This is a genomic window from Pseudomonas putida S13.1.2 (assembly GCF_000498395.2).
GTDB classification, from domain to species: Bacteria; Pseudomonadota; Gammaproteobacteria; order Pseudomonadales; family Pseudomonadaceae; genus Aquipseudomonas; species Aquipseudomonas putida_Q.
Genome location: NZ_CP010979.1, coordinates 1,985,045 through 2,007,252, shown reverse-complemented (window position 1 = coordinate 2,007,252; position 22,208 = coordinate 1,985,045). Strand labels below are relative to the sequence as shown.

Sequence of the window (22,208 nt, the reverse complement as noted above, 5' to 3'; positions counted from 1 at the left end):
CTGCAAAGCAGCCCCGGAATGTCAGCCATGATGCACATATCGCCGGGGCTGCTTTGCAGCCCGTTCGCGACACAAGGCCGCTCCTACAGGGCAGCGCCAGTTTTCAGGTAACGAGCAAGGCCGGCAACCCATCCCCCACAGGTTCGGCACGTTGCAACAAATGTGGGAGCAACTGTCTTGCATAACACCTAAGCGCTAGCGCGATCACTGTGGGAGCGGCTTTAGCCGCGAACACCGGCGAAGCCGGTGCCATGCACCGCGTTGGACTCTTCGCGGGCACGCCCGCTCCCACAGGTACCGCGCAGACTTCAGGTTTATGCAGTATCTGTCGGGGCAACTGAATTGCAAAACATCTGAAAGCGAGCGCGATCACTGTGGGAGCGGGCTCGCCCGCGAACACGGGCGAAGCCCGTGCCATCCACGGCGGTGGCTTCTTCGCGGGTAAACCCGCTCCCACACTGATTTGAGCTGCGCCATGTTTTCAGGGCTGCGGTAAGTCATCCCGCCACGGCGTGCCCGATCTGAACATCGCGTTGAGACGCACGATGAAGATTCTCATGCAGGCCACAAGCGCAACCTTCGCAAGTTTCCCCCGCCCACGCAGCGCCTCATATCGGGCTTTGAGCGTTGGATTGTGTTACACCGCCACCAGGCACGCCATGTACAGCGCACGCCTGACCTCAAATCGGCCTCCTGAAATAAAGCGCTTGCCCACGGACTTTCCGCTGTCGTGATTGAAGGGGGCCACACCGACCAAAGAGGCTATTTCCCTGGACTCCACATGCTCCAGTTCCGGCAAGAGCGCTACCAGCTTGGTCGCGGTTACCATCCCGATGCCTTTGACTTCGTCCAATTTGGCAATCCGTTCATCGTTGAGCACTGTGGCCTGCCGCTTGATCGCTTGCTCCACCAACTTTATCTGCGAGGCAAAGTGCTGGAGATTGGTTTTCAGGAAAATAGCGACCATCGCTGACTGAGCCTGCTTCAGGCGCCGCCGGTCGTCATCTCGCTGTTGGACTAAGCGATCACGCTGCTGAAGGAGTTCCCGTAACAGGGCCCTTTCAGGGCTTGTCTTCAGGGTTGGCTTGTCTGGAATGACCTCAGCGAAATGGGCCAGCACTGCGGCGTCGATGGCATCGGTCTTGGCCTTGATACCCAAGGAATCCGCGAACGATCTGGCTCGTTTGGGGTTCACGCGTATGACCTTGTAGCTGGCGTCCTGGAGAAAGCGCATGACATCACGCTCGTAGCCGCCTGTAAATTCCAGCAAGACGCGCTTGATGCTGAGCCCTCGAAGGCTCTTCACCAGTTCCTCAAAGCCCGCTGGATCGTTGCGCACGCTGATCTTGATGCCCTGGGGCCGCACCAGTGCATCAAGGGAAAGACTGGAAACATCGATACCCAAGAAGGAAGCCATCGCCAAAACCTCCTAGACTTAACAGTGTGAGAGAGCTTTGGCTTGGCCCACGCTTGTGGTTCGAGATTACGCCCTCATCCAACTGTTCGGGCTCTCGCCAAAGTGGAACGGTGAATGGCAGCTTGTGCTCCCACACGTGCTCAAGGCACCTCCGGCATTCAGCTTGCCATTCACCGCTCTCACTCCAGATTCTAATCACCCCTCAAGACACAAGCGGCCTTGCGTCGCGATGCGCCGCGCGGGCGGCGCTCGATTCATGCGCCCACACAAAACCTCAGCCGAACACCCGGCGATCCATGACACCCCCCTCAACCCATCAACCAGATGACGCCCAGCCTTTTCTCCCGCACACTGCAAAAAATTCCCAAGCCCGTACCCCGCCACCTTGCAGGGCACAGCCGGAGTAGAAAATGGCGCGACAACTCATAACAAACGCCCACGACCCGCTGCACGAATCCCGCCAGGCCCGCCTGAAGCTGGCCAGCGAAGGCGAGCTGCCGCTGGGCATGCTGCGCGACGAGATCGACGCGTCCTGGCGCCGCAGCCTGGGCCATGGCCTGGATTGCCTGCAGGGCGAACAGGTCGGCCTGGGGCTGGAGCAGGGCCACGACCTGCGCATGCTGCTGGAGCGCAATCGCCTGCTGGTCGACGCCGTCACCCCGGAACTGGACTACCTGGTCGCACGCCAGGGCAAGGCCGGCATCGTCATCCTCGGCGACGCCCAGGCCAACGTGCTGGCCATCGAGGGCCAGACCCACGTGCTCAGCCGCGAGGGCCTGCGCGACCTGCACCCGGGCAGTTGCTGGAGCGAGTCGCTGCGCGGCACCAATGCCATCGGCACCGCCGTGGTGGAAGGCCGGCCGACGCTGATCAACTGCGGCGAACACTACCTTGACCGCCTCAGCCCGTTTTCCTGCACCTCTGTACCCCTGCGTGACCCGCGTGGCGAGGTGATCGGCGTGCTCGACATCACCCGCGAAGGGGTGATGGCGCAACCGCAGGACAGCCTGTCGACACTGATGCTGGCCGCCGGCAACATCGAGAGCCGCATGTTTGGTTTGTGCCACCCAGAGAAACTGGTGCTGGCCTTCCACAGCCGCCCGCAATACCTCAACAGCGCCTGGCATGGCCTGTTGGCGCTGAGCCTTGATGGCGAGGTGCTGGCTGCCAACGACAGTGCATGCCAGTTGTTGCAGGTACCGCGCCACGAGCTGGTTGGCCGGCGCAGCACTGACCTGCTCGGCGAGCGGTCACCTGCGTTTATTGCGCGCCTGTGGCAGGGTGGGGTGAGCAGTGTGCAGACGGCCAAGGGCGAGTTCTTCTTCCGTGCTCTGCAGTTACCGCGCCATGGCCGGGTCAATGGCAGCACGCCGGCAAGCAAGCCGACGCTGGGCAAGCAGTCGCCGGCACTCGACGCCCTGGCCGGTGCTGACCCACGGTTGGCGCGCAACCTGCGCATGGCCCGCCAGGGGCTGGGCAATGGCCTGCCGGTGCTGCTGCTGGGCGAGACCGGTACCGGCAAGGAAGTGGTCGCCCGGGCCCTGCACCAGGCCAGCCCGCGCGCTGACAAAGCGTTTGTGGCCGTGAACTGCGCGGCCATCCCCGAAGGTTTGATCGAGTCCGAGCTGTTCGGCTACCGCGAGGGCGCCTTCACAGGCTCCCGCCGGGGCGGCATGGTCGGGCGGCTGATGCAGGCCCATGGTGGCACGTTGTTCCTTGACGAAATCGGCGACATGCCGCTGGCCTTGCAGGCGCGCCTGCTGCGGGTATTGCAGGAACGCCGGGTGGCGCCGCTGGGTGCCGGCGACGAGCAGGACATTGATGTGGCGCTGATCTGCGCCACCCACCGCGACCTCAAACGCCTGGTGCAGGAACAGCATTTTCGCGAAGACCTGTACTACCGGGTTAATGGCGTATCACTGCGCTTGCCGGCGCTGCGCGAGCGTGATGACCTTGCGGAGATCATCCAGGGCCTGCTGGACAAGGCCGGTGCCCGCGGTATAACTCTGGACCCGGCTCTGGCCACATTGCTCGAAGGCTTCGACTGGCCGGGCAACATTCGCCAGCTGGAAATGGTAGTGCGCACAGCGCTGGCCATGCGCGAGGACGGCGAGCAGGTGCTGACCCTGGACCACCTCACCGACTGCCTGCTGGACGAACTGGCCAGCGGCACGGCGCCCTCCGGCAGCCTCAAGGACAACGAACTGGAGTTGATTCGCGGCGCCCTGGCGCGCCACCAGGGTAACGTTTCCGCCGCGGCCGAGGCTCTGGGGATCAGCCGGGCGACGCTGTACCGCAAGCTCAAACAGTTGCGCGGCTAACCATGGGCCGATTGTTCGCAAGGCTGGTGGACTCCAGCGACCCTGCACTTCTGCGCCAGGCGTTGGCCTGGCTGTATGGTTTCGTACGCCCGCATCGGAGCGCCATCGGGCTGTTGCTCGGTTTGTCGCTGGGTGCCTCGCTGCTGGCGCTGGCACAGCCCTGGCTGGTGAAGACGCTGATTGACGAGGGGCTGTTGGCCAAGGATTACCAGACCCTCTGGCACATGGCGGCGATCATGATCGGCGCGGGCCTGTTGGGTACGGTGCTGGCAGGCGTCAACCGCTACCTGCACACGCGGCTGTCGGGGCGCATCCTGTTTGCCCTGCGTGATGACCTGTACCGCCACCTGCAGCAGTTGTCGCCGACGTTCTATGGGCGGCGGCGCATGGGCGACATTCTTTCGCGGCTGGATGGCGATGTGGCGGAGATCCAGCGCTTTGCCGTGGATTCGCTGTTCTCGGCTGTATCTGCCGTCATTGGCCTGGTGGGCGCGGTGGCGTTGATGCTGATGCTGTCATGGCAGCTGTCGCTGTTGCTGGCACTGCTGGTGCCGATCGAGGTGCTGTGGCTGCGCTGGATGCGGCGCAAGGTGGAGCGCGAAGTGCGCAGCCTGCGCGAGCGTTCGGCGGATGTGTCGTCGTTCCTGGTCGAGACCTTGCCAGCAATGAAGTTCATTCAGGCGGCCGGCCAGCAAGGCCGCGAGGCAGGGCGCCTGGACCAGCTTGGCCAAGGCTACATGCGTCAGCTGTTAAAGGTGCAGGTGACCGAATTCTTCACCCAGGCCATCCCCGGCACGCTCACCTCCTGGTGCCGCGCTTGCGCATTTCTGGTCGGCGGCTGGTGGGTGATCCAGGGGACCTGGCAGTTGGGTGCGCTGATCGCCTTTTCCACCTACATGGGCATGGCAGTAGGCCCGGTGCAGAGCCTGCTGGGCCTTTACGTGGCGGTGCAGCGCATGGCGGTGAGCCTGGGGCGGGTGATGGAGCTGAAGCGAGAGGCCGTGGCCGTGCGCCCGGCAGCCAACCCGCAACCCGTGCCCGACGGGCCGGGCGAATTGCGCCTGGAGGCGCTGAGCTTTGCTCATGAAGGGCGGCAGGGCGCCGTGCTGAACAACGTGCAGGTATGCGTGCCAGGCGGGCTCAAGGTGGCCATCAGCGGTGCTTCGGGGGTGGGCAAGTCGACCCTGATCGACCTGCTGCAACGTTTTTATGACCCGGACGCCGGGCGCATCTTGCTGGACGGCGCCGACCTGCGCGACCTGGACCTGGCCGCGCTGCGTCGACGTATCGCGGTGGTCAGCCAGGACATCGTGCTGTTCCGTGGCACCTTGGCGCAAAACCTTGCCTACGGCGTGCCGGATGCCAGCCGTGCAGAGCTGGAGCGGGTGGTGCGCCTGGCGCGGCTGGACAGCCTGGTCGAAAGCCTGCCGTTGGGCCTGGACGGCCTGCTGGGCGAGCGTGGCCAGCAGTTGTCCGGCGGCCAGAAGCAACGCATCGCCATCGCCCGTGCGGTGCTGCAGGCCCCGGCGATTCTGGTGCTGGATGAGGCCACCTCGGCAGTGGATGAAGCCACCGAGCGCGAAGTGATCGCGGCCATCGATCAGCTGTTTGCCGGTCGCACGCGCATCCTGATCAGCCACCGTGCTTCGACACTGGCCGATGCAGACCTGCATTTGCAACTGCATGATGGCCAGTTGCAGGTGCTGCCGCAGGAGGTGATAAAGCATGGGCACTGACGTGTGCGTTGGCATCATCGACAGCGGCTGCTCGCCGGAGCAGGCCAGCGGTTTGCTTGGCGCCCGCCGTTTCTGGCTGGAAGGCGGCCAGCTGCGTGAAGGCGAAATGCTGCCCGACCAGCTAGGGCATGGCAGTGCAGTGCTTGCAGGCTTGCGACGCGAGGCTGGACCAGTGCCGTTGCTGGTGGCCCAGGTATTCGGCGCCCAGGCCAGCACCAGTGCGTTACAGGTTGCTGCCGCGCTGTTGTGGCTGGTGGAGTCGGGGGCAACGCTGATCAATCTCAGCCTGGGCTTGCAGCAGGACCGGCCTGTACTGCACCAGGCTTGCGCTGAAGCCTTGGCTGCGGGTGTGCTGTTGTGTGCATCCAGCCCGGCGCAGGGTGGGCCTGTGTACCCGGCCAGCTACCCTGGGGTAATTCGGGTTACCGGTGATGCCCGTTGCGCGCCTGGGCAGTGGTCCTGGCTTGGCACCCGGCAAGCGGACTTTGGCGGTTATGTCGGGGCCGGGGGCAGGGCGGGCGCGAGTTTGGGCTGCGCAGCCTTGAGCGGCAGGATCGCGGCGCTGACGCGTGAGGAGCCGGGTATGAACCGTCAGCAGGTGCACGACTGGTTGCGCAGCAATGCAGCGTTCACCGGCCCTGAGCGACGAGGTGCCAGCCATGCCTGAACCGCGCATTGTGGTACTGGGGGCCGGCCCTGCGGGTGCCGCCACGGCCATTGGCCTGCGGCGGTTGGGCTACACGGTGACGGTGGTATCGCAGTGGCGCCGTTTCGCGGCAGTTGAAGGCGTTTCGCAAAGGGTGCTGGAGGGCTTGCGGCATGCGGGCCTTGGCGGGGCCTTGAACCAGGCGGCCATGCCAGCCACCCGGCAGGTGCACTGGAACGGCCAGCACCTGCAAATGAACCAGGAATTTCTGCTGGATCGGCAACGGTTTGACCGGGCGCTGCGCGACGACCTTCAGCGTGCAGGTGTAAGTGTGGTCGAGGGGCGGGTGCGCGATGTCGTGCACGAGGGCTGTCATCAAGTTTGTCTGGAGGATAGTCAGGTACTGATCGCTGATTTCCTCGTCGAGGCCCGCGGCCGTCAGGCACCGCTGGCTGCGGACCGCCTGCGCGGGCCGGAAACGGTCAGCCTGCTCAATGTCTGGCAGGGTAGCCCCGGGGCGCCTGCGTCGGCAGTGGAAAGCCTGGAGGATGGCTGGGCGTGGATGGCGCGCCTGGAAGATGGCCGCTGCTACTGGCAAGCCACCTTGGACGCCGGAGGGCTGCCGGGCAAGGCTGGCCTGGCGGATTACTGCGCGGCGCGGCGTGCCAGCAGTGCGCTGGTGGCCGAGCTGTTCGATGAGCGGGCGCGGGTGCCAGCGCAGGTGCATGCGCGCAGCAGTACGGCGATTTTGGCGGGCGAATGTGTCGGGCAGGACTGGATACGGGTGGGTGATGCCGCGATGGCTGTGGATCCGCTGTCGGGCAACGGTATCTTCCAGTCGCTATCTTCGGCGTTACAGGCACCGGTGGTGATCAATACGTTGCTGCGCAGGCCTGAACGGGCCGCGTTGGCGCGCCAGTTTCACCAGCAGCGGGTCGAGCAGCTGTTCTTGCGCTTTGCCCGTATCGGGCGGGATTTCTACGGGCAGGAGCAGGGGCGGGCGGGGCAGCCGTTCTGGGCCAGGCGCCAGGGCTGGCCCGATGCGCAGCCATTGCATCAGGCGGCTGACTGGCAAGCAGTACGGGTTGAGCGGCGGCCGGTGCTGCGTGATGGGCTGGTGGATGCGGCCGAGGTGGTGGTAACCGCGGATCAGCCGTTGGGGGTGTGGCATTTGCAGGGCGTGGAGTTGGCGCCAGTGGTGCGGGAAATACGTAGTGGCCGGCCTGTTGAGGCAGTGTTGTCGGGGCTTGCGGGTGAACAGCAGAGGATGGTGCGGCGGTGGTTGGCGGAGCAGGGGTTGGTTTGAGATTGCCGGGGCCGCTTTGCGGCCCATCGCGACGCAAGGCCGCTCCTACAGGGACCACGGAGGCGTCTTGTGTCGCGGGGGGCTGCGGGGCAACCGCAAATCTTTTAATTCAGAAGAACGTTCCGACGATCAACTGCATATAGGTACCGGTGTCACGGCTGCCCAGCTGCGTGCCGCCATTGGCCGCACTGCGCTCAGGCTTGTAGAACCCCACCAACGGGCTGATCAGCAAGTGGTCGTTGACCATCCATTCTACATACAGGTCCAGCTCACGCCCGCCGAGGTTGCCCCGGTCGGTGTCAAGCGTGTCGAAGTCGAAGTACAGCGCGCCGAGGGTGAGATTGTCCCGCGGCTTGCCTTTCAGCGCCACGTGGTGCACCTGGCTGTTCTTGTTGAACGGCCCGGCATAGTTGGCTGCCACTTCACCTTGGAACCAGGTGCCATAGCCTCGGCTAAGGCCGTAGAACAGTGGGTCGAAACCTTCGGAGAAGCGGCTGTAGCGGTAGGTGGCGGTGGGTGACCAGGGGAGCTCGGAGAAGGTCCAGTTGCCCTCCAGGTACCAGGCATTCTCGCGCCCGCCGGTCTTGTCCTGGGTCACGTACTCGGCAGCCAGCTCGAGGTCTTTCACGCCCAGGTTGCCGCGCCCGCGCAGGCTGGCGGTGTCCATGCCGTCCCGGTGCTCAAGCCCCATGATCTGCGCGTAGCGCTGGTCCACGTCCAGGGCGCGGATCCAGCTCAGGCCGACAGTACCGGTATCGGCGACGTGTTCCAGGTTGGCCACCGCCAGGGAGGTGTCGGCCTGGTAGTGGTTGTCGGACTTCAGCCACATCAGGTCGCCGCGCCAGCCCTGTTTGCCGCCCAGGCGCAGCACGGCGGTGCGGTCGAAGGCCTTGCGGGCAGCCAGGTAGTAGGCACCGCCACGGTCGAAGTTGGCGCCCAGGTCGACCTTGCCGAGGTTGACCGGGTCGCCCTGGATCAGGAAGCCGTCACCCAGCGTCACCACCTGGCGGCCGCCAGAAATGTCCACGCCGTCCTCGCCCAGCGCCGGGAACAGGTTGGCCGAGCGCCAGCCCAGGTACAGGTCTTCGATGGCGGTGCGACGCTCATCGCCCAGGGTCAGGCCGGCGGCGTCGCCATCGCCCCAGGTGGCGGAACTGAGCAGGTTGAAGGCGCCGTAGAGGGCGCCGCTGTCGGCAAGGCCCTGGCTGCCGCTGAGGCCATATTTGACGTAACCCTCCTGCCAGGCGGTGCTGCCGGATTGGCGGTTGCCGGCCTGGTTGAAGCTTTCGTCGCTGTGGAACGTGCCGAACAGGGCTTCGAGGTCGGCGTTGAGGGTGGTGCCATTTTGGTTGTACAGCTCGTAGGCTTGGCTGGCGGGTGCGGTTAACAGCAGGGCCAGTGTGCAGGCGAGTGTGTGCCTCATGGTTTTGCTCCATGGTTTTTATTGTTGTTTTGTATTCCCTGTACCGGCCCTATCGCCGGCAAGCCAGCTCCCACAGGTATCCACTGCCCTCAGGTCCTGTGCCGTACTTGTGGGAGCTGGCTTGCCGGCGATAGGGCCGGTACAGGCAGAAGATCAGAGCTTGATCAGCACTGACTTGAGCTCGGTGTAGTGGTCGATGGCCGCTGCGCCCATCTCACGACCCACGCCAGACATCTTGTAGCCACCAAATGGCAGCGCCGGGTCCAGCGCGCTGTGGCAGTTGACCCACACCGAACCCGACTTGATACGCGGGATCATGCGGTGCACCGCAGCCAGGTCGTTGGACCAGATGCTCGCGCCCAGGCCATAGGGGTTGTCGTTGGCCATACCGATCACTTCGTCGATGTCATCGAACGGCATCGCCACCAGCACCGGCCCGAAGATTTCTTCCTGCACCAGGCGGTGGCGCTGGTCGACATCGACGATCACCGTGGGTTTGACGAAGTAACCCGGCCCAAAGCCTTCGCCGCCACAGGCAATGGTCGCACCCAGTTCGCGGCCAAGCTCGATATACCCGGTGACGCGGTCCTGCTGCTTGGCCGAGATCAACGGGCCCATTTGCACGGCCGGGTCCAGCCCGTTACCCAGCTTCATGCCGTTGGCGATGCCGGCGATGTCGGCCACCACGTTGTCGAAGTGCTTGCGGTGCACATACAGCCGCGAGCCTGCGCAACACACCTGGCCCTGGTTGAAGAAGATCGCGGTGGCTGCGCCGGCAGCGGCTTCCTGCAGGTTGGCGTCGGGCATGACGATGGTTGGCGACTTGCCGCCCAGCTCCAGGGTGACCCGTGTCATGTTGTCCATGGCCGCCTTGCCGATCAGTTTGCCAACCTCGGTGGAACCGGTGAAGGTCAGCTTGTCTACGCCAGGGTGGCGGCTGAGCGCGGCGCCGGCATTCAGGCCGGTGCCGGTCACCACGTTGAACACGCCTGCCGGGTAGCCAGCTTCGTCCACCAGCTCAGCCAGCTTCAGCACGCTCAGTGGGGTTTCATCGGCGGGCTTGAGCACGATGGTGCAGCCGGTGGCCAGGGCCGGGCCGAGCTTCCAGCAGGCCAACAGCAGCGGGAAGTTCCAGGCGACGATGGCGCCGACCACGCCGACAGCCTCACGGCGCACGAAGCCGTGGAACTGGTCGTTGGGCATCAACGGCATGGAGGCTTCGACGGTGCTACCCTCGATCTTGGTAGCCCAGCCGGCCATATAACGCAGGAAGTCGATGGCCAGTTGCACGTCCATCACCTGGGCCACGGCGGCGCTCTTGCCGTTGTTCAGGCATTCCAGCTCGGCCAGCTGGCGGGCGTCGCGCTCCATCAGGTCGGCCAGGCGCCACAGCAGGTTCTGCCGTTCGCGTGGGCGCAGGCGGCTCCACGGCGAATCGTCGAAGGCCTGGCGTGCCGCGCGCACGGCGCGGTCGACATCCTCGGCGTCGGCGGCGGGCACTTCACCCAGCACTTCGCCGGTGGCCGGGTTACGGAACGACAGTGTGCGGCCGCTGGCGGCGTCCTGCCAGTCGGCGCCGATGCGCATCTTCAGCTTGCGCTCGAGAAAGGCGCGGGTGGCGGGCAGGATGGGCAGATCGGAAAGCATGGGGCTGTGCCTCTTGTCATTGGGAGTGAAGGGCACTGGCGCAATGGGCGTGCCAAAGTGGGCAGACGGCCGCAAGGCATTGAAGGTGTTCGGTTTTTCCTGGGTGCAAGGTTGTGATTGCAGGCGTGCGCTGTTGCACATTGAGACGGTGTGAGACGGTGGTGCAACAGTGGATGTCCCGGCCTCTTCGCGGGCTTGCCCGCTCCCACAGGTACAGCGTTGACCCCAGGCGTTGTGCCATTCCTGTGGGAGCGGGCATGCCCGCGAAGGCCTGCGTGGCAGGCCCTTGTCTCAGGATGAAACACCTAGTCGCGAAATGGCACGCTGCAAGTGGCCATCTTGGCTGCTGGCCAGGCCACGGAAACTGCCTAAAAGGTTGAAAGGCAACGCTTTTACAGCAACTGGCACAGTTCCTGTATCACAACTGCCACATGCACACCTGCTGTACCAAAGCGTGCGAAAAACGATAAGAACAACAACCGTGGAGGTCTGACCTTGAAGACGACTCGACTCCGGCGGCATGCGGGCAAACTGGCGCTGGTCGCCGCCGCGCTGCTGAGCACCCAGGCCATGGCGGCCGAGCAGGGCCCGAGCCTGTTGCAGAACAAGTGCATGGGGTGCCATATCCCCGAAGGCAACGATACCTACAGCCGTATCAGCCACCAGCGTAAAACCCCGGAAGGCTGGCTGATGAGCATCGCCCGCATGCAGGTGATGCACGGCCTGCAGATCAGCGACGACGACCGTCGCACGCTGGTCAAGTACCTGGCCGACAAGCAGGGCCTGGCGCCCAGCGAAACCGATGGCGTGCGCTACGCCATGGAGCGCCGGCTGAACACGGTCGAGCATTTCGACACCCAGCTCAGCGAAACCTGTGGCCGTTGCCACTCCGGTGCCCGCGTCGCCTTGCAGCGCCGCCCGGCCAAGGAATGGGAGCACCTGGTCAACTTCCACCTCGGCCAGTGGCCGTCCCTCGAATACCAGGCCCAGGCGCGGGACCGCGACTGGCTGCCCATTGCCCTGCAGCAGGTGGTGCCGGAACTTGCCAGGCGCTACCCGCTGGACAACCCGGCCTGGGCTGAATGGCAGCAGGCAAAACCGAAGGCCGACGTGCTGCAGGGGCAGTGGGCGTTCAGCGGCCACATGCTGGCCAAGGGTGATGTGCGCGGTGTGATGAGCGTTTCGGCCGGGGAGGGCGACACCTTCAAGGTCGAGGTCAAGGGCGCCTATGCCGACGGTACACCGTTCAACGGCAGCGGCACGGCGATCCTGTACAACGGCTATGAATGGCGCGGCAACGTCAAGGTTGGCGACACCAACCTGCGCCAGGTGTTCGCGGCGCTGGATGGCGAAATGAAAGGCCGCATGTTCGAGGCCGAACACGACGAGCGTGGCCTGGACTTCGCGGCTGCCAAGGAAGGCAAGGCGCGCCTGCTGGCGGTGCAACCGGCATTCATCAAGGCCGGCGGCGAAAGCGAGATCACCCTGGTGGGCAGCGGCCTGGACGGCAAGCCCGACCTGGGTGCCGGGGTAGAAGTGACCGAAGTGCTGGAGCAGACCCCGACCCTGGTACGGGTCAAGGCCCGCGCGGCAGCCGACGCCAAGCCAGGGCAGCGCGAAGTTGCAGTGGGCGCGCTTAAAGGCGTGAATCTGGCGGTGTACGACAAGGTCGAGGAAGTGAAAGTCGTGCCGGCGTTCTCCATTGCCCGCATCGGCGAAAACGGCGCTTCGGTGCCGAAGGTGCAGGGCCGTTTCGAGGCCGAAGCCTGGGGCAAGGATGCCAGTGGCCAGCCGCTGCGCATCGGCTATCTGCCGGCCACCTGGAAGGTCGAGCCGTTCAATGAGCGTGCGGTCGAGGACGAAGACGTCAAGTTCGCCGGGCAGATGCAGGCCGACGGGGTGTTCGTGCCAGGCGGTGCCGGCCCCAACCCTGAACGCAAGATGATGACCAACAACGCTGGCAACCTGAAGGTTATCGCCACCCTGGCCGACGGTGGCCAGACCGGCGAAGGGCACATGATCGTCACCGTTCAGCGCTGGAACAACCCACCGCTGCCGTAATGGCAGGGTGCAACGGTTTTCCAACGGATCGATAACCCGGAGGTCGCCATGGGCGCACTACTGAATCTGGTCGAACGCAACCTGCATGAAGTGCAGGTAGATGCCGACCGCATGCTGTTCCATATCCCCAGCAGCTCGCTGTTCACCGCCGACGCGGTGACTGGGGGCATCATCGACACCTTGCGCCAGCAAGGCTGTTCGGCCGAGGAGCTGATGCAGCGCCTGGGCCAGCAGTTTGCCGGCAGCGATATCCAGGACACCCTGCGCGAGCTGATCGCGCTGGAACTGGTCAGTGACGGCTCGCCGCTAACCCCGGAAATTGCCCTCAAGCGGGTCGAGCGCACTGCGCTGAATACCGTGGTGCTCAACGTCAACACTGGTTGCAACCTGAGCTGTACCTATTGCTACAAGGAAGACCTGGACAAGCCGTCCGCTGGCAAGAAGATGAGCACCGCCACCGCCGAAGCCTCGGTGGAAATGCTGCTCAAGGAATCGCCTGACGAGGAACGTTACAGCGTGGTGTTCTTCGGTGGCGAGCCCTTGTCCAACCGGCCGTTGATCGAACATATGGTGGCCTACTGCGAGCGGCGTTTCGCCGAGGCGGGCAAACAGGTGGAGTTCATCATGACCACCAATGCCACCTTGCTGACCGAAGAGATCGTCGACTGGCTCAATGCCCACCGCTTCGGCCTGTCGATCAGCATCGACGGCCCCAAGACCGTGCACGACCGCAACCGCATCACGGTGGGCGGGCAGGGTACCTATGACGTGGTGCGGCGCAAGGCCGACATGCTGTTGTCGCGCTACAACAGTCGCCCGGTGGGGGCGCGGGTGACCTTGACCCGCGGCATCACCGATATCGAGACCATCTGGAACCACTTGTTCAACGAAATGGGCTTTGCCGAAGTCGGCTTTGCCCCGGTCACCTCCGGCGACATGGCGGCCTTCAACCTCACCGGCGAAGAACTGGTTGAGGTCTTCGCCAACATGAAGGCGCTGGGCCGCCGTTACCTGGACGCAGCGCTGGAACACCGCAACATCGGTTTCTCCAACCTGCACCAGCTGATCACCGACATTCACGAAGGCCACAAGAAGGCCCTGCCATGCGGTGCCGGGCTGAAAATGCTGGCGGTGGACCATGAAGGCGAGCTGAACCTGTGCCACCGCTTCACCGGCTCCAGCCTGCCGACCTTCGGCAACGTGCACCAGGGTGTGAAGCAGGTGGAGCTCAACGACTTCCTCTCACAGCGCCTGGACCGCAGCAACACCGGCTGCGAGAGCTGCCGCATCCGCAACCTGTGCTCCGGTGGCTGCTACCACGAAAGCTACGCCCGCTACGGCGACCCGCAGCACCCGACCTACCACTATTGCGAACTGATGCGCGACTGGGTCGACTTCGGCATCGAAGTCTACAGCCGCATCATGGCCGCCAACCCGGCCTTCATCGACCGCTACATCACCCCGCGGAAGGCGCACTGACATGAAGCACTTGAAGCCCCTGAACAACAAGGCGCGCATCCTTGAGCAGGCCGCTGCCGAAGACCGCATCGAAGAAGTCATGGCCATGAGTGCGGTGGCCGGCTGCACGGCCACAACCGACCCGGGTTGGGAAGTGGATGCCTTTGGTGGCGTGAGCTCGCTGTGCCAGCCGATGGAGGCCGACCTGTATGGCTGCTCCGACCCTTGCTGGTGGCCGGCCCAGGTGCCGGACATGATGAGCACCTATCAGGACTGGAACGCCCAGGCGACCAACTCGGCGGATGACTGGCGCAACCTGGGCACTGTGTTCCCGAAAGACAAGTGACCGGCCTAACAAGAATGACAAGGGGAAACCGCATGAAAGCTGGACGCTGCGCGCAACTCGCGCTCACCATCGCCGCCACGGCCTGCGCCGGGCTGGCTCAGGCTGACGACACCGGGCCTGCGCTGAAGGCTGGCCACGAATACATGATCGTGACCAACTACCCGAACAACCTGCACGTGGTCGATGTGGCCAGTGACACGGTCTACAAAAGCTGCCAGATGCCCGACAAGTTCGGCCCTGGCACCGCGATGATGGCGCCGGACAACCGCACTGCCTATGTGTTGAACAACCATTACGGTGACATCTACGGCATCGACCTGGACACCTGCAAGAATACCTTCCGGGCCAACCTGTCCAGCGTGGCGGGTGAAGTGGGCAGGTCGATGTATTCGTTTGCCATCAGCCCGGACGGCAAGGAAGTGTACGCCACGGTCAACCCGACCCAGATGCTGAACGACCACTACGTGGTCAAGCCGCCGCGCCTGGAGGTGTTCAGCACCACCGATGGCCTGCAGGCCAAGCCGGTGCGCACCTTCCCGATGCCGCGCCAGGTGTACCTGATGCGTGCCGCCGACGATGGCAGCCTGTTTGTCGCAGGGCCGGACATCTACAAGATGGATGTGAAAACCGGCAAGTACACGGTGGCTTTGCCGCTGCGCAACTGGAACCGCAAAGGCTACAGCGCCCCGGACGTGCTGTACTTCTGGCCGCACCAGAGCCCGCGCCATGAGTTCACCATGCTGTACACCATTGCCAGGTTCAAGGACGACAAGCAGGACCCGGCCACCGCCGAGCCGCTGTATGGCTACCTGAGTGTCGACCTGAAGACGGGCAAGACCCACACCCAGGAATTCGCCGACCTGACCGAGCTGTACTTCACCGGCCTGCGTTCGCCTAATGACCCGAACCAGATCTACGGCGTGCTCAACCGCCTGGCCAAGTACGACATCAAGCAGCGCAAGCTGATCAAGGCGGCTAACCTTGAGCACACCTACTACTGCGTCGCTTTCGACAAGAAGGGCGACAAGCTGTACCTGGGCGGCACCTTCAATGACCTGGCGGTGTTCAACCCGGATACGCTGGAGAAAGTGAAGAACATCAAGTTGCCCGGTGGTGACATGTCTACCACTACGCCACAGGTGTTTATCCGCTAGATCGGCGTTGCCTTCTTCGCGGGCTCGCCCGCTCCCACAGGGATTTGCGCCGTATTCCAATACTGTGGAAGTCTTTGTGGGAGCGGGCAAGCCCGCGAAGAGGCCGGCCCAGACAACACAAGAACAACAAGAGAGCGCCCATGCCCCAGCCAAGCTACTCCCAGGGCAACCAGAACAAGGCCCTGCTTACCCAATGCATCGGCGACGCCTTCGATACCACCGTCGCCCGCTTCCCCGACCGCGAGGCGCTGGTGGTGCGGCACCAGGCCCTGCGCTACACCTGGCAGCAACTGGCCGAGGCTGTCGACCAGCACGCCCGCGCGCTGATGGCACTGGGCGTGCAGCCCGGGGACCGCCTGGGCATCTGGGCGCCCAACTGCGCCGAGTGGTGCATTACCCAGTTTGCCAGCGCCAAGGTTGGCGCGATTCTGGTCAACATCAACCCGGCCTACCGCTCCAGCGAACTGGACTACGCCCTGGGCCAGTCCGGCTGCCGTTGGGTCATCTGCGCTGACGCATTCAAGACCTCCGATTACCACGCCATGCTGCAGGGCCTGGTCCCTGGCCTGGCCGGCGGCCAACCAGGCGCGCTGAGCTGCGAGCGCTTCCCCGAGCTGCACGGGGTGGTCAGCCTGGCTGCCTCGCCACCACCGGGCTTTCTGGCCTGGCACGCGTTGCAGGCGCGTGCCGAGGCTGTCAGCCGCCAGGCCCTGGCCGAGCGCCAGGCGCAGCTGCGCTGCGACGACCCGATCAACATCCAGTACACCTCGGGCACAACCGGTTTCCCCAAGGGCGCCACCCTCAGCCACAGCAATATCCTCAACAACGGCTACATGGTCGGCGAAAGCCTGGGCCTAACCGAGCACGACAGGCTCGTGGTGCCGGTGCCGCTGTATCACTGTTTCGGCATGGTCATGGCCAACCTTGGCTGCATGACCCACGGCAGCACCCTGATCTACCCCAGCGATGCCTTCGACCCGCTGGCCACGCTGCGTGCGGTAGCCGAGGAAAAGGCTACCGCGCTGTATGGTGTACCGACCATGTTCATCGCCGAACTGGACCACCCGCAACGTGGCGAGTTCGACCTGTCCAGCCTGCGCACCGGGATCATGGCCGGCGCTACCTGCCCGATCGAGGTGATGCGCCGGGTGATCGGCGAAATGCACATGGCCGAGGTACAGATTGCCTATGGCATGACCGAAACCAGCCCGGTGTCACTGCAGACCGGGCCCGATGATGACCTGGAACGCCGGGTGACCAGTGTTGGCCGTACCCAGCCCCGGCTGGAGAACAAAGTGGTGGACGCCGACGGCAACACCGTACCGCGTGGCGAGATAGGCGAACTGTGCACTCGCGGCTATAGCGTCATGCTCGGTTACTGGAACAACCCCAAGGCCACGGCCGAGAGCATTGATGAAGACGGCTGGATGCACACCGGCGACCTGGCGGTAATGGATGAACAGGGCTATGTGCGTATCGTGGGGCGCAGCAAGGACATGATCATTCGCGGCGGCGAGAACATCTACCCGCGCGAGCTGGAAGAGTTTTTCTTCACCCACCCGGCGGTGGCGGATGTGCAAGTGATTGGCGTGCCGTGCAGCAAGTACGGCGAAGAGATCGTGGCCTGGGTGCGGCTGCACCCGGGGCATACCGCCAGTGAAGAAGCGCTGCGTGAGTGGGCGAGGGCGCGGATTGCGCACTTCAAGGTGCCCCGGTACTTCCGCTTTGTCGACGAGTTTCCGATGACGGTGACCGGCAAGGTGCAGAAGTTCAGGATGCGCGAGATCAGTGTCGAGGAGTTGTCCTCCCGATGATGCATTACCTGTACCGGCCTCTTCGCGGGTAAACCCGCTCCCACAGGGACCGCACAGAATCCGAACACTGTGATGAACCTGTGGGAGCGGGTTTACCCGCGAAGAGGCCGGTACAGGCAGCAGAGAATCTCAGCCTTGCAGCAGTTCCGGGCTGTTGAAGTTGCTTAGCCGGCGATCATCCTCGGCACACTCCAACCCCTGCACCGCCTCACGCAGCAGGGCCTTCTGCAAGCTGCGCTCACCCGCCGCCCAGGCCTGCTCCAGCATTGGCAGTATTCGCCGTGGCAGCACGCTGAACATCGGCTGCCAATACCCACCCTGGCGCACCATTGCCGCACTGTCACCGGCCACCGCCAGCCGCAGCAGGCCCTCGATCAGTTCGCGGTCAACCCGCGGTGCATCGCAGGCCAGCAGCACCACCCACTCATGCCGAGCCACCTTGAGCCCGGCAATCACCCCTGCCAGCGGCCCGGGGAAGTCGGCTTCTGCATCGCCCACCAACTGGTCGGCGTACGTGCGGTAAGCCTCCTGGTTACGGTTGCAGGAAATCACCAAGTCATCGCTTAGCGGCCGCACTACCCGCTGTACATGCGCAACAAGCGGTTCGCCCTGCCAGGCAATCAGGCCTTTGTCGCGCCCGCCCATGCGTTGGCCGCGGCCTCCGGCGAGAATGAGGATGGAGCAGGGGGGGAGTGAGCGATAACCAAGATACAGCGCTCGCACCTCTGGGTCGTCCAGGCTTTCATACCTGATGTTCTCTTTATCAAGGCCATCCAGCCCTTTGATGGCGGTCAGGATCTCTGGCCATTGCTCTTTGTCAGAGATGTCTACCCGAAAGGGTTTCAAATAATGATCAAGATGGCCTTTCGAGGGCTCATTGATTTCGGCGCTCAAGGCAGAGAGATAGTCATCCTTGCTGGTGCGAGACCAATCCATGGCGAAGCCGGCCCGATGACAAAGCTCCATGAAAACCAGCAGTATGGTTCGGCCATTACCGTCCAGAAAGGGATGGGCATCAGCCAGCAGTCCAAGTACCTCACCAGGGTGCTCCCTCAACCACTGCTGATCTTGCCCTAGCTTAAGCGCATGGGATGTCCAATGACGGATCTGGCCAGGTGGGCAGAAAGCCGTATGCCGAGGGTCGCTATCCGATCCTTTGAAAACTGCCAGCCTTGGCGCCAGCTCGGCGCGATCCTTGCCCGCCCAGGGGTAGAAGTCGGAAAACAGCAGGTGGTGCAGGCCAAGCAGGGTTTGGTAGGTGATGTGCTGACAGTTGGACAGGAGGGAAATGGCGTCCTCCAGGCTGGACTCAAAAGCCACATGCTCAAGTTTCTTGATTTGCGCAGGGTCTTTCAGTTTAAAGGCATTTCGCAGGTAGCCTGCGGTTTCAAAATCGTCGAACGGATCGAATATCATGCGCTGATTTTTCGCCCACTATCGTGTCCAGGCGATTCGCTGAGGTAGCGTGCTTCCAGTTCAAGCATCTGCCGTTTGGTAAGAACGCCTTTCTTCTTCAGCGAAACCAGCATTCTTTCGATATCGTCGAGGGTAACGACATCACCCGAAAGGCTGGTAATCGTTGTGGCCAGGTCACTGAAACGGTCTTTCTCGCTGGTAATGCCATGCTGTTTGGCAAGTTCCAGTACCTGGCATTTGATGCTGGCATCGCGGGCTTGTGTCATTTCAGCTCCTCCACCGATGCCAGCAATATTAACATACCGACTTTTACCCGTGCGGCTGCTCCGCCTGGCTGGCGCCTGCTTCGTCTTCACGAGCGATGGCAGCTTTGCTACGCCCCGCAAGGCGCATTACCACCACGAAGAACACCGGCACAAACACCACCGCCAACGTGGCGCTGAGCATGCCGCCGATCACTCCGGTGCCGATGGCCTGCTGGCTGGCCGAGCTGGCGCCGCTGGCGATGGCCAGTGGTACCACGCCGAGGATGAACGCCAGCGAGGTCATCACGATGGGCCGCAGGCGCAGGCGGGCGGCCTGCACGGCGGCGTCGACGGCGTCCACGCCCTGGTCGACCAGGTGCTTGGCGAACTCGATGATCAGGATGGCGTTCTTTGCCGACAGGCCGATCAGGGTAATCAGGCCAACCTTGAAGAACACGTCGTTGGGCATGCCCCGCAGGGTCACGGCCAGCACCGCACCCAGCATGCCGAGCGGCACCACCAGCAGCACGGCGGTCGGGATCGACCAGCTTTCGTACAGCGCTGCCAGGCACAGGAACACGATCAGCAACGACAATGCCATCAGCATCGGTGCCTGGCTGCCGGACAAGCGCTCTTGCAGCGACAGGCCTGTCCACTCAAGGCCCGCGCCGGGCGGCAGCTGCGCCACCAGGCGTTCGATTTCGGCCATGGCTTCGCCCGAACTGTGGCCGGCTGACGGCTCACCGGAAATCGACACCGCCGGGTAGCCGTTGTAGCGGGTCAACTGCACCGGGCCGCTTACCCACTTGGCCTGGACGAATGCGCCCAGTGGCACCATCTTGCCGCTGTTGTTGCGCACGTGGATTTTCAGCAGGTCTTCGACCTGGCTGCGCTGGTCGCCTTCGGCCTGCACCACTACACGCTGCATACGGCCCTGGTTAGGGAAGTCATTGACGTAGCTGGAGCCCACCGCCACGTCCAGTACCGAGCCGATGTCGGCAAACGACACCCCCAGGGCATTGGCCTGGCGGCGGTCGATTTCCAGCTGCACTTGCGGGCTTTCGGCCAACGACGCTTCGCGCACGTTGGTCAGCACCTTGCTTTTGCCAGCATTGGCCAGCAGCGTATCGCGGGCAGCCATCAGCGCGGCGTGGCCCATGCCGCCGCGGTCCTGCAGGCGGAACTCGAAGCCGGTCGACTCGCCCAGGCCGTCGATAGGCGGCGGCAGCACCGAAAACGCCACGGCGTCCTTGAGCTGGGAGAAGGCCGCGCTGGCGCGGTCGGCAATCGACTGGGCGCTGTCGTCGGCACCGCGCTCGGACCAGTCCTTGAGGGTGGTGAAGGTCAGTGCCGCGTTTTGCCCGCTACCGGAGAAGCTGAAGCCGAGGATCATCGTAGTGTTGCCTACGCCGGGTTCTTCGGCGTTGTGTGCCTCGATTTGCGCAGCCACCTGTTCGGTGCGCATGCGGCTGGCCCCTGGCGGCAGCTGGATGTCGGTGATGGTGTAGCCCTGGTCTTCGGTGGGCAAGAATGCCGTGGGCAACTGGCTGAAGCCATAGCCCAGCACCGCCAGCAGCACCGCGTACAGCAGCAGGTAGCGGCCGCTGCGCTTGAGCGCCTGTACCACCCAGCGCTGATAGCCGTTGCTCATGCTTTCGAAGCGGCGGTTGAACCAGCCGAAAAACCCTTTGCGCTCATGGTGCTCACCCTTGGCCACCGGTTTGAGCAGGGTGGCGCACAGCGCGGGGGTGAGGCTGAGGGCCAGGAATGCCGAGAACAGGATCGACACCGCCATCGACAGCGAGAACTGCTGGTAGATCACCCCAACCGAACCCTGCATGAAGGCCATTGGCAGGAACACCGCCACCAGCACCAGGGTGATGCCGACGATCGCACCGCTGATCTGGCCCATGGCCTTGCGCGTTGCTTCTTTGGGCGGCAGGCCTTCCTCGGCCATGATGCGCTCGACGTTTTCCACCACCACGATGGCATCGTCGACCAGGATGCCGATGGCCAATACCATGCCGAACAGGGTCAGCACGTTGACCGAGAAGCCCATGGCCAGCATGACCGCGAAGGTGCCCATCAGCGCCACCGGCACCACCAGGGTGGGGATCAGGGTGTAGCGCAGGTTCTGCAGGAACAGGAACATCACCGCGAACACCAGCAACATGGCTTCGAACAGGGTGGTGATGACCTGCTCGATCGACACCTTGACGAACGGCGAGGTGTCATAAGGAATGTCGTACTTGACGCCTTCCGGGAAGTACCGCGCCAGGTCCTGCATTTTCGCCCGTACCAGGGTGGCGGTTTCCATGGCGTTGGCACCCGGTGAGAGCTGCACGCTGAACGCGGTGGCCGGCTTGCCGTTCAGGCGCGTGCCGTACTGGTATTCCTGGGCGCCGATCTCGACCCGGGCGACATCACCGATGGTCACCGTGGAACCATCCAGGTTTGCGCGCAGCACAATGGCGGCGAATTCCTCCGGTGTACTCAACTGGCCCTTGACCACTACGTTGGCGGTGATTTCCTGGGTGTCGCGGCTGGGCAGGTCGCCAATGCTGCCAGGCGCCACCTGGGCGTTCTGCGCCGCGATGGCCTCGGCCACGTCGTTGGGCGTGAGGTTGAAGCCGATGAGCTTGCCCGGGTCGATCCAGATGCGCATGGCGCGCTCCGAGCCGTACAGCTGAGCCTTGCCGACACCCTTCAGGCGGCGGATTTCGTCCATCACGTTGCGCGCGAGAATATCCGACAGTGCGGTTTCGTCGAGCTTGCCGTCTTCGGAGGTGAGGGTGCCCAGCAGCAGGAAACCGGTGGACACCTTTTCCACCTGCAGGCCCTGCTGGGTAACCGGCCGCGGCAGGCGCGACTCGACCACCTTCAGGCGGTTCTGCACGTCGACCTGGGCGAGGTCCGGGTTGGTACCCGGGGCAAAGGTGGCGGTGATGGTGGCGCTGCCCAGGCTGCTCTGCGACTCGAAGTACAGCAGGTTGTCGGCGCCGTTGAGTTCCTGCTCGATCAGGCTCACCACGCTTTCGTCCATGGTCGCCGCCGAGGCACCCGGGTAAACGGCGTAGATTTCCACCTGCGGCGGCGCCACGTTGGGGTACTGGGCTACCGGCAGCTGCGGGATGGCCAGCGTACCGGCCAGCAGGATGAACAGCGCGACCACCCAGGCGAATACCGGGCGGTCGATGAAGAATTGCGGCATGAATCAG

16 protein-coding genes and 1 pseudogene are annotated in these 22,208 nt (G+C 63.8%); 10 read left to right on the top strand and 7 right to left on the bottom strand.

Translation table 11 applies throughout. The annotated features are described in order from the left end of the window. Positions 1-637: 637 nt before the first annotated feature. Positions 638-1,417 carry an IS110 family transposase gene (locus tag N805_RS09055; RefSeq protein WP_230685711.1) on the bottom strand — a complete coding sequence of 260 codons (780 nt, stop codon included), beginning with the start codon at positions 1,415-1,417 and terminating at the stop codon, positions 638-640. Between the two features lie 410 nt (positions 1,418-1,827). On the opposite strand from N805_RS09055, the gene N805_RS09050 reads away from it, so the two are divergent. The 4 genes from N805_RS09050 to N805_RS09035 are packed head-to-tail and all read left to right on the top strand — an operon-like array spanning position 1,828 to position 7,426. Next, complete coding sequence (locus N805_RS09050; protein WP_046811311.1) at positions 1,828-3,738, top strand: sigma-54-dependent Fis family transcriptional regulator; 1,911 nt, start codon at positions 1,828-1,830, stop codon at positions 3,736-3,738. Positions 3,739-3,740: 2 nt separating this feature from the next. Beyond that, a complete protein-coding gene (locus tag N805_RS09045) occupies positions 3,741-5,474 on the top strand; it encodes an ABC transporter ATP-binding protein (protein ID WP_028613866.1) in 1,734 nt (577 codons plus the stop codon). Next, complete coding sequence (locus tag N805_RS09040) at positions 5,464-6,141, top strand: peptidase S8 (protein ID WP_028613867.1); 678 nt, start codon at positions 5,464-5,466, stop codon at positions 6,139-6,141. Before N805_RS09045 ends, N805_RS09040 begins: the two co-directional genes overlap by 11 nt. Then, on the top strand, positions 6,134-7,426 hold the full coding sequence (locus tag N805_RS09035) for an NAD(P)/FAD-dependent oxidoreductase (protein WP_028613868.1): 1,293 nt from the start codon (positions 6,134-6,136) through the stop codon (positions 7,424-7,426). The genes N805_RS09040 and N805_RS09035 overlap by 8 nt, the downstream gene beginning before the upstream one ends. A 109-nt stretch (positions 7,427-7,535) precedes the next feature. Here the strand turns inward: N805_RS09035 and N805_RS09030 are convergent, their stop codons facing one another. Both N805_RS09030 and N805_RS09025 read right to left on the bottom strand, forming a co-directional pair. Beyond that, positions 7,536-8,849, bottom strand: a complete 1,314-nt coding sequence (locus tag N805_RS09030) for a hypothetical protein (protein ID WP_028613869.1) — start codon at positions 8,847-8,849, stop codon at positions 7,536-7,538. A gap of 153 nt (positions 8,850-9,002) precedes the next feature. Then, positions 9,003-10,496, bottom strand: a complete 1,494-nt coding sequence (locus tag N805_RS09025; protein WP_028613870.1) for an aldehyde dehydrogenase family protein — start codon at positions 10,494-10,496, stop codon at positions 9,003-9,005. A 495-nt stretch (positions 10,497-10,991) separates the two neighbouring features. Here N805_RS09025 and peaA point away from each other — a divergent pair, with 495 nt between their 5' ends. The 5 genes from peaA (at position 10,992) to N805_RS09000 (ending at position 17,329) form a co-directional block, all read left to right on the top strand. Beyond that, positions 10,992-12,557 carry a quinohemoprotein amine dehydrogenase subunit alpha gene (gene peaA / locus N805_RS09020; RefSeq protein WP_028613871.1) on the top strand — a complete coding sequence of 522 codons (1,566 nt, stop codon included), beginning with the start codon at positions 10,992-10,994 and terminating at the stop codon, positions 12,555-12,557. A 48-nt stretch (positions 12,558-12,605) separates the two neighbouring features. After that, positions 12,606-14,036, top strand: a complete 1,431-nt coding sequence (gene peaB / locus N805_RS09015; RefSeq protein ID WP_028613872.1) for a quinohemoprotein amine dehydrogenase maturation protein — start codon at positions 12,606-12,608, stop codon at positions 14,034-14,036. A gap of 1 nt (position 14,037) precedes the next feature. Beyond that, entirely contained in the window at positions 14,038-14,361 is a 324-nt protein-coding gene (gene qhpC, locus N805_RS09010) for a quinohemoprotein amine dehydrogenase subunit gamma (RefSeq protein WP_016499473.1), read from the top strand. Positions 14,362-14,393: 32 nt separating this feature from the next. Beyond that, positions 14,394-15,515 (top strand): quinohemoprotein amine dehydrogenase subunit beta, encoded by a 1,122-nt coding sequence (peaD, locus tag N805_RS09005; RefSeq protein ID WP_028613873.1) that lies wholly within the window; start codon positions 14,394-14,396, stop codon positions 15,513-15,515. 140 nt (positions 15,516-15,655) lie between these two features. Beyond that, positions 15,656-17,329: a fatty acid CoA ligase family protein gene (locus N805_RS09000; protein ID WP_028613874.1), complete on the top strand. Its 1,674-nt coding sequence runs from the start codon at positions 15,656-15,658 to the stop codon at positions 17,327-17,329. 129 nt (positions 17,330-17,458) lie between these two features. Here the strand turns inward: N805_RS09000 and mobA are convergent, their stop codons facing one another. After that, on the bottom strand, positions 17,459-17,974 hold the full coding sequence (gene mobA / locus N805_RS30745; protein WP_046811363.1) for a molybdenum cofactor guanylyltransferase MobA: 516 nt from the start codon (positions 17,972-17,974) through the stop codon (positions 17,459-17,461). A 204-nt stretch (positions 17,975-18,178) separates the two neighbouring features. On the opposite strand from mobA, the gene N805_RS30975 reads away from it, so the two are divergent. Continuing rightward, positions 18,179-18,406, top strand: a complete 228-nt coding sequence (locus N805_RS30975; RefSeq protein WP_230685747.1) for a hypothetical protein — start codon at positions 18,179-18,181, stop codon at positions 18,404-18,406. On the opposite strand, the pseudogene N805_RS30970 reads toward N805_RS30975, so the two are convergent. The 3 genes and pseudogenes from N805_RS30970 to N805_RS08980 all read right to left on the bottom strand — a co-directional run. After that, positions 18,353-18,745 (bottom strand): annotated as a pseudogene (locus tag N805_RS30970) (cell filamentation protein Fic); the annotation flags it as partial. The gene N805_RS30975 and the pseudogene N805_RS30970 overlap by 54 nt on opposite strands. Continuing rightward, complete coding sequence (locus tag N805_RS08985) at positions 18,742-19,011, bottom strand: hypothetical protein (protein ID WP_028613875.1); 270 nt, start codon at positions 19,009-19,011, stop codon at positions 18,742-18,744. The pseudogene N805_RS30970 and the gene N805_RS08985, both read right to left, overlap by 4 nt. 43 nt (positions 19,012-19,054) lie before the next feature. Beyond that, entirely contained in the window at positions 19,055-22,201 is a 3,147-nt protein-coding gene (locus tag N805_RS08980) for an efflux RND transporter permease subunit (protein ID WP_028613876.1), read from the bottom strand. Between the last annotated feature and the right edge of the window lie 7 nt (positions 22,202-22,208).